We start from the raw sequence: 7,596 nt of genomic DNA on the forward strand, positions 1-7,596 counted from the left end.
CCCGGCCATGAAGGCGGTCAAGAAGGTCGGCACCAGCCGCAAACGGGTCGAGAACCGTCTCGGCCGGTAGTCGCCAGAGCCGGCCCGGTCAATCTTCCGGCGGGCACTCGGGGCAGGTGTCGCCGATCGAATCCAGCACGCCCCGCACCTCCGCTGCCGCCTCCTCCGGAGGGACGCCGGCCGGCGGATTCCGACGTGCGATGTCGAGGGCGCGCTTGCGGGCGTGCGGGTCGGCACGGTCCCGCATCCAGCCGTGCTCCTCGCATTCCCGGATGGCGCCGGCTTCCTGCAGCACCGAGATCGCCCAGCCGCGCAGCGTCCGGATCGCCGGGCGCCTTTCCTTCGTCGTCGGCATCGAAACCGCTCCTGCCGGGACGAATCCTTGAGTCCCCCGTCCGTTCCGGGCGGTTAGCACAGAGCTGGGATTCGAATCGCGGCAGCTGCCGCTTGTCCACCTGTTCCGCCGAAATGTGGAAAGTGGCTACGCCATCCGATGCCCGCTTGCAGGAGGCAGGCGACGGGCATGCCAGCCTGCCTGCTTCGCCATCGGTCCGACGGAGATGCTGCCCAGGCGTCGATCGATCAGACATGCCTCGAAACGGCCCGAACCTCGCGTCGCGCCCCAGCCCGCCCCCAAAGAGCCTGAAATTCGAGTCCTTGCCGACCCCGTAAGGTAGTACACGGCGGTGGTCGCAAACCTCCGCCGGCCTTTGGCGGGAATGCTTGTTTTACAGTGTTTTTCGCGTTTCGGCGGCGGACGGATGGGAATCCCTCCCTCTCCGCCATCGGTTTTCAACAGCGCAGAAGTCCTTCACACAGGCCTTTCTCGAACGCCGGTAATTGACGGTGAACCAAGGTGTTAGCACCGTGGACGGTTCAAATTGCCATCATTGAGCCGTCAGGGAAGGCTTGAATGGAGCTCTCGAGGGTGCAACCCGCTCGTCCTCAAAGCCTCCGATCACGCGTCGCCTCAAGCTGGGGACTATTCGGTCCGGCCCGCGGTCTCTGCAGCTCGCCGGGACTCATAGGCCTCCGGCTGACGTCGCGAAAATTCCGCCTTTCTTCGGGCGTGGGAGGCAATCCGGCCTGGATGAGCCATTTCCGGATATGGGCCGACACGTAGCCCTTCGATTCCAGGATATTTTGTGGCGCCTCCTCCTGGGCGCGGCGAGCGAAGTATTCCTCGACCGTAAAATTTTTGATGAGGAAAGCTCTGAAGCCGGAGGCGTTGGACGGCTTGTATTTGAACCTGGTGACCTTGCCCCTCGGGCTTAATCCAGTTTGAAGTTCGTTCTGGCCCAAGCCGAGGACCAGAGCATGAAGCGCAAGCGGTTTACGGAAGAACAGATCATCGGGATTTTGAAGGAGCACGAAGCGGGGATTCCGGTCGCCGATCTCTGCCGCAAGCATGGTGTAAGCGACGCCAGCATCTACAAATGGAAGGCCAGGTTCGGCGGGATGGACGTCTCGGAGGCCAAGCGACTGCGGTCGCTGGAAGACGAGAACACGAAGCTGAAGCGGCTTCTGGCAGACGCCATGTTGGACAATGCGGCGCTGAAGGATCTCGTGGGAAAGAAGTGGTGACGCCCGCGGGGAAGCGGAAAGCTGTCGCTCATCTGGTGGATGCCCATGGGATGAGCGAACGGCGGGCGTGTAAAGCCATCGGCTGCTGCCGCATGACCATGAGATACCGGACGACCCAGGCTGACGATACCAGCCTTCGCCAACGCATGAGGGCGATCGCCCAGGAGCGCCGCCGCTTCGGCTATCGGCGGCTGCATGTTCTGCTCAGGCGGGAGGGCTATCTGATCAACCACAAAAAGCTCTTCCGGCTCTATCGGGAAGAGAAGCTGACGGTGCGCCGCCGTGGTGGCCGCAAGCGGGCGATCGGGACCAGGGCGCCGATGCTGGTTCCGATGACGCCGAACGACCGGTGGTCGCTCGACTTTGTGTCGGATCAGCTGACCGACGGCCGCCGCTTCCGCATCCTGACTGTCGTCGATGATTGTACCCGTGAGTGCCTGGCGCTGGTGGTCGATACCTCGCTCTCCGGCATCCGCGTGGCGCGGGAACTGGACCGGCTGATGATCGAGCGCGGCAAGCCCAGGATGGTGGTCAGCGATAACGGCAGCGAACTCACCAGCAACGCCATCCTGGTGTGGGCCGACCAAAGCCGTGTCGAATGGCACTACATCGCGCCGGGCAAACCCATGCAGAACGCCTTCATCGAGAGCTTCAACGGCCGGCTGCGGGATGAGCTGTTGAACGAGACGTTGTTCACGTCACTGGCACAAGCCCGCGTCACACTTGGAAGTTGGCGGGCCGATTACAACGACACAAGACCACACTCGCAGCTCGGATGGAGAACCCGTCCGAGTTCGCGATGACCTGCCACCCGCGCCGGGATCTGGCGCTGCGCTATGCCGAAGGCTCCGCGCCAGCTCCCGTCGCTGCCACCGCCCAACCGGGCAAATCCAACGGCACGGGCGAACTCAGAACTGGATAAAACCTGGGGGCAAGGTCAACGCCAGCGAACGCGCCAGTGACTCTCTATCCAATCCTACAGCTTCCCGTAGAACATCGCGAGCCGCCACGCGGGAATGCACCGGGCTGACCGCCCGACGACAAACAACAGTAACCTCCGACATCGGCCGGACAAACGCTGGTGGCTGCTTTTGGGCCCCGGAAGGCACAGCTATTAGCCCCAAGGCGACGTGCGGAAGGGCGGAACCTGAACACGAGGCCCGCGTTGATAGGGTACAAACAGGAGCGGATCATGTCCGGCTATCATACCTCCTGTCTTAGTGGATGCCGCGTCCTCATCGTGGAAGACGAGTACTTCCTCGCTTCCGATCTCGCGGTAGCGTTGAAGGAACACGGTGCTGAGGTGATTGGGCCGTTTGGCGATCTGTTCGAGGCGATGCAGCGGGCGGCGAATTTTAAGTTCGATGTAGCTATCATCGACATCAATCTCCGAGATAAATCCGCCTATCCCGTTGCAGACGAGTTGATGCGCCGCAACATACCCTTCATCTTTGCGACCGGTTATAGCGCCGAGGTACTCCCTGAGCGGTTCAAGGAAGTGTCAAGATGGGAGAAACCTTACGACCTTCAACTGCTTGTCAATGATGTTGCCAGGCATTGTCGGTCGGTTGCCGTAGCCGACTAGCCTGTTGAAAATTGGCACGTCGGGCGCTATTTTTTTTGGACAGTCCTAGTGCACGGCTTGAGACCCATGCCCGACAAACCGTCTCCGACCCGGATCATCTACAGAACTTCGCCCTTTGACTTCGAGATGCTGTCTCGCTGCCATGAGCAGCTGCTGCAATCGCGCCAGGTTTTAAAGGAGAGCGAACACGTCACCGTTTTTCTGGGGGATCGTCACTACGATCCGCCTCCTCCTAGCGATCCAGACACTCCCACCGCGTAAGTGGCCCGAATTAATGTGCCACACGCCCGTCATTCGTGTATATTTCCTGCCATCACCGGCTGAGGCTCTGCGAGTAGGCATCGGTGACTGAGAGACCGTTTCGCGCTCCCGCCTGCTTCGGCATAGGTGAGCGCGATGGCCCCGGTTGCTGACATCCAGACTGAGGAACTCCTCAACCGCGCCGACAGGGCCATCGGCCACGCGCGACATCTATGTGCCGAGCGGGCACTGCTGCGAACTGGGTTTGCCGGGCGCTTGCTCCAGGCCGAAGAGCCCCTTGATCCACGGAAAAAACCGAGGAGTTCGTCCTCGACAGTTCGTCCAACCTAGCGGTGGTCGTTGGCTGAAGGTTGTCTTGAGAACCGCTGGGTCGGTCTGCGCCGGCCTGCGGCTCGTGCTTAGGTAGTGGACCTACGCTGCTGCTCGCTCTATGCCGGTCAGCTTGTATCGCGGAAACGCGGCAGTCACTTCCATCCGCTTCTTGACGGTGATGCCTCTGTATGCCTCGCCCTGCGTCCGGGCGGCATGTCCGCAGATCGCGTCAACCGTCAGCGGGTCCAAGCCGGCGTCGTGGCCGTGAACCTTGAACGTGTACCGCCATGCGTGGTTGGACTGACGCGAGGATCAGTTACGACGCTGCGCACCAGCGTGAAGATACGTTTGTAGACGCCTTCAGGGGGGCCGGCAGTGCTGCCATCTTCGCCAGTGTCGCAGAACAGATGGCCGGGCTTTGATTGCTATAGGAACTCAATGAAGCCTACTGCGATCAAATGCTCATGGACGGGGGCATCCCGGTAATCGTTGGTCTTGGTATCCCCGGCATCAGGATTGATACGGATCACTCATCCACCGCCCTCGCGCCGCACGTCCTCCTTGCGCAACTGGATCATCTCAACAACCCTCGCCCCCGAGTAGGCGCAGAGCCATGGCACCCAGCGCTTGGCGGCAGTGGTCTTGGGGTTCTCCCGCTTGGTGCCTTGGACAGCCAGCGCTGAATTGAGGATCGCGGCCCTCTCGCTTTCCAAGAACCACTTCTCGCGGGTGATCTTCTTCCCGCGTCCCTCGATCTTGGCTTCCAGCGCGGGATTGCTTGGCAACCATCCGCGTTTCTTGCCCCATCCAGACACCGCCCTCAGTGCTGCGAAGTCGGTGTCATTGATGGTCTTGAGCGCGGTGCCGGTCGCGCTACGTTCGTCGCCCCAAGCCTGAACCTTCTCCGGTGTAACCCGGCTGAGGTCATCATGGGTCAGCCACTCCTTGAAGCGGCGAACGACATTCTTCCACCGCTTCGCATCACGGGGACGAACCCCTCTGGCCAGCGGTGTTGCCAAGCGTCGGCAAGCCCGGTCAACGACTTGCCCGTCTGGGTGCTGACTTGCAGGGCAGTCGGCGGCGGAAAGCGATTGACGTAGGTGTCAGGGGTGAAGTCAGCGTCGGCATTCCGCGCCAGCTTCTCCACGCCCTTCGTCAGATCGCGAGCGACAGCTTCAATGACAGACCACCGGCTGTCATCAGTGGTGACCACGGCCTCACGCGTCAGTGTGGCGTCAACAATGGAACCGAACCTCTTCCCCATGTCAGCATCGCGCCGTTCATCCTCATCCTTGAAGATGCCAAGACGGGCGACCAGACGGCGGACCTCAGTGGCAAACGGATGATGCTGCCGGTCGCGCGCGGCATGCAGCCACACGATCGACCGTTGGGAGCGCGCTTCCGCCAGCGCCGACAACATCGCCAGCACCGGCGTGGCGCCAATTCCGGCGCTGAGCAGCGCCACGGGCCATTCCGCGGATTGCAGGATGAAGTTTCCGCGCGGCGAGCTGACCTCGATGACATCACCAGTTTCGGCTTTGTTGATTCGCATAATCTTCATTATGGAATGTTAGCACGGCAATCGGCGGGTGCGCGCTTGTCGGCGATCCGATGGTGAGCTCGGCTCGGAAGAGGACTATCTGAGTAGAATAGTACGTCCAGAACATCAGGACGATTCGGCCGCGCCATAGTGCGAACTGAGCGCCGCGCGGCCAAGATAGACCCGGATCAGCGACTTTCCAACGGCGAACAGCACGGCCGTGACGAACGCGCCCAGCACAAGTTCGCGCCAGGATATCGCCGTGTCGGGAAGCAGCTTGTAAATGGCGGTGAACAACAGCGTGAAGATGGCGAGCGACACGACGTGTTGAGGACGGCCAGCAAGATCTTTCCGGCGAACAGCCCTTGAAGAACGTGACCGAGCGCGGAAAGGGCGGCGCTCGCGGCAAGCGACACTACCAGCCTGAAGCCGAGCGCCGCGACCAGGCCCAGGCTGCGGCACGGGTCCGGAGAGATCGGCTCGTCGCTCGGCTTGGCCTTGAAGGTCGCATTCAGCGCCATGTGCATCTCGCCGACACGCCGGAAGCGGTAATTAGCACGGTGGCGAGGCCGAGAATCGTCGCGATGGTTCCGGAGCCCGGATCGCGCGATCGTTCCAGGATGGATTGATAAGGTCGCCGCCGGTCGGGCCCAGCAACTGGCCGAGCTCCTCGCTGACCGCGCCACGGGCGGCGTCCTGTCTAAACAGGAGACCCGCGACCGCAACCACGATCAGAAGCACCGGCGCCAGTCAAGTCGCGGCTTAGAACGCGATAGCCGCGCCACGGCTCAGGGCGTCGTGGGCCAGAAAGCCAGACACCGCCGCCTTCAAAATCCGCCAGAGGCATCCCATGTGTTTCGCTGGGTTCATTGGCTGCGCCCACGCGCGCGGACGTGAGGATGAACGTCCGCTGAAACGATGCGTTCCGAACGCCGGAACTAGCCCTGCACAGTCACGTTGATCCTCGCTACGAAATTCCGGCGCAAGGATCGACGATGGCCATCAACAAACCCGGCTGCCATCGGTAAGCTCGAAGCCGGGCGGACTAAGACACTCACATGACGAATTTCCTGAAGATTCCGACTTGGGCCGACGATCAGTCCATCTACGCCGTCGTCGAGACTCCGCGCGGTAGCAGTTGCAAACTGGACTTCGATCCGGAGTTGCGTGTGTTCACGCTCGCAAAGCCTTTGACGGTCGGCCTTACCTATCCTTACGACTGGGGCTTCATTCCGTCGACCGAGGCGGAAGACGGCGATCCTCTCGACGTCCTGGTGATTCACGACGCGCAGACCTACCCCGGCGTTGTTCTTCGATGCAGGCCTGTGGGAATCCTCGAGCTCGAGCAGCAGTCTAAAGGCAAGAAGGAGAGGAACGACCGCGTATTTGCGGTGCCGGACCGCTCCCCTCTAGAAACCGATCTCCAGGATATCCGCCACATTCCAGCCCGTACACGCCAGGAGCTGGAGCAGTTCTTCCACGCCACGAATGCGCTCGAGGACAAGAAGCTCGAATTCCTAGGCTGGCGCGGTCCCGCCCGCGCGATAAAGACGATCAAGCGCCTGTCTCGGTAGGGATCAAGACCGTCTCGGGAAACAGGGGTGTCGAAGGGCGAAACGCAAAGGTAGTAGTTACGCTGCTTCGCGAATACGCGCAGCGGACCGCGTTGCGCGGTGGCAATCCATATCGAGCCAAGGCCTATTCGCGCGCGGCGGATAGCCTGGCCGCCCTCGCCCTCCCTCTCGATGTGCTGATTGCCGAAGGTCGTCTCACCGAAATCCCTGGCGTCGGCGATGCCATCGCCGATATCATCACCACGCTGCACCGGACCGGCAGTCATCCGAGGCTCGAGAAGCTCCGGGAGGAATCCCCGCCGGCGTGCTCGAGATGCTGACTGTACCGGGCCTCCGTCCGGAGAAGGTGCTGCGGCTGTACAAGGACCGCTCGCCGAACTCGAGGCGGCCGCGAAAGAGGATCAGATACGGAAGATCAAGGGGCTCGGCGCAGCGCTGCAGACCAAGATTCTCCAGAACCTTGCCATCGCGCACAGCAGCCAAGGCCGGCTTCACATGCACCGTGCCGCGGCCCTTCTGGAGCACGCCGCGGAAACGCTCCGCCGCGCCCGGCCCGAACTGACGCGCCTGACCCGTCGCCGGCGATTTCCGGCGCGGCTGCGAACTCGTCGGCGATTTTTCCCATCGTGGCCGAGGCTCCTACTAGTTGCTTTTCACAGTGATTTTGACCGGTTGGGTTGAGGCGGTCAGATTAACTCCGGTAGAGCTTTGGGATCAACGAGGAGTTCGATACTGCGAGC

At 61.7% G+C, this 7,596-nt stretch carries 8 protein-coding genes and 2 pseudogenes; 6 read left to right on the top strand and 4 right to left on the bottom strand.

Annotation, left to right across the window (positions count from 1 at the left end):
* Positions 1-88: 88 nt before the first annotated feature.
* Positions 89-355 (bottom strand): hypothetical protein, encoded by a 267-nt coding sequence (locus tag IVA81_RS10965; RefSeq protein ID WP_247316105.1) that lies wholly within the window; start codon positions 353-355, stop codon positions 89-91.
* A gap of 962 nt (positions 356-1,317) precedes the next feature.
* Here IVA81_RS10965 and IVA81_RS10970 point away from each other — a divergent pair.
* The 3 genes and pseudogenes from IVA81_RS10970 to IVA81_RS10980 form a co-directional block, all read left to right on the top strand.
* Positions 1,318-1,470: pseudogene (locus IVA81_RS10970) on the top strand (transposase); the annotation flags it as partial.
* A complete protein-coding gene (locus IVA81_RS10975) occupies positions 1,437-2,387 on the top strand; it encodes an IS3 family transposase (RefSeq protein WP_247316107.1) in 951 nt (316 codons plus the stop codon). The pseudogene IVA81_RS10970 and the gene IVA81_RS10975, both read left to right, overlap by 34 nt.
* Before the next feature lie 389 nt (positions 2,388-2,776).
* A complete protein-coding gene (locus IVA81_RS10980; RefSeq protein ID WP_247316109.1) occupies positions 2,777-3,169 on the top strand; it encodes a response regulator in 393 nt (130 codons plus the stop codon).
* Between the two features lie 1,103 nt (positions 3,170-4,272).
* On the opposite strand, the gene IVA81_RS10985 is transcribed toward IVA81_RS10980, so the two are convergent.
* The 3 genes from IVA81_RS10985 to IVA81_RS10995 all read right to left on the bottom strand — a co-directional run bounded on the left by IVA81_RS10985 (position 4,273) and on the right by IVA81_RS10995 (position 5,603).
* Positions 4,273-4,761: a hypothetical protein gene (locus IVA81_RS10985; RefSeq protein ID WP_247316111.1), complete on the bottom strand. Its 489-nt coding sequence runs from the start codon at positions 4,759-4,761 to the stop codon at positions 4,273-4,275.
* Positions 4,677-5,303, bottom strand: a complete 627-nt coding sequence (locus IVA81_RS10990; protein ID WP_247316113.1) for a hypothetical protein — start codon at positions 5,301-5,303, stop codon at positions 4,677-4,679. The genes IVA81_RS10985 and IVA81_RS10990 overlap by 85 nt, the downstream gene beginning before the upstream one ends.
* Before the next feature lie 105 nt (positions 5,304-5,408).
* The gene (locus IVA81_RS10995; RefSeq protein ID WP_247316122.1) at positions 5,409-5,603 is read right to left on the bottom strand and encodes a YhjD/YihY/BrkB family envelope integrity protein; all 195 of its coding nucleotides are present in this window, start codon (positions 5,601-5,603) and stop codon (positions 5,409-5,411) included.
* A 44-nt stretch (positions 5,604-5,647) separates the two neighbouring features.
* Here IVA81_RS10995 and IVA81_RS11000 point away from each other — a divergent pair, with 44 nt between their 5' ends.
* The 3 genes and pseudogenes from IVA81_RS11000 to IVA81_RS11010 all read left to right on the top strand — a co-directional run.
* The gene (locus IVA81_RS11000; RefSeq protein WP_247316124.1) at positions 5,648-5,911 is read left to right on the top strand and encodes a hypothetical protein; all 264 of its coding nucleotides are present in this window, start codon (positions 5,648-5,650) and stop codon (positions 5,909-5,911) included.
* Between the two features lie 429 nt (positions 5,912-6,340).
* Positions 6,341-6,856 (top strand): inorganic diphosphatase, encoded by a 516-nt coding sequence (locus IVA81_RS11005; RefSeq protein WP_247316134.1) that lies wholly within the window; start codon positions 6,341-6,343, stop codon positions 6,854-6,856.
* Positions 6,857-6,858: 2 nt separating this feature from the next.
* Positions 6,859-7,478 (top strand): annotated as a pseudogene (locus IVA81_RS11010) (DNA polymerase/3'-5' exonuclease PolX); the annotation flags it as partial.
* Positions 7,479-7,596: the final 118 nt, after the last annotated feature.

This window comes from Bradyrhizobium sp. 141 (genome assembly GCF_023074055.1).
GTDB lineage: Bacteria > Pseudomonadota > Alphaproteobacteria > Rhizobiales > Xanthobacteraceae > Bradyrhizobium.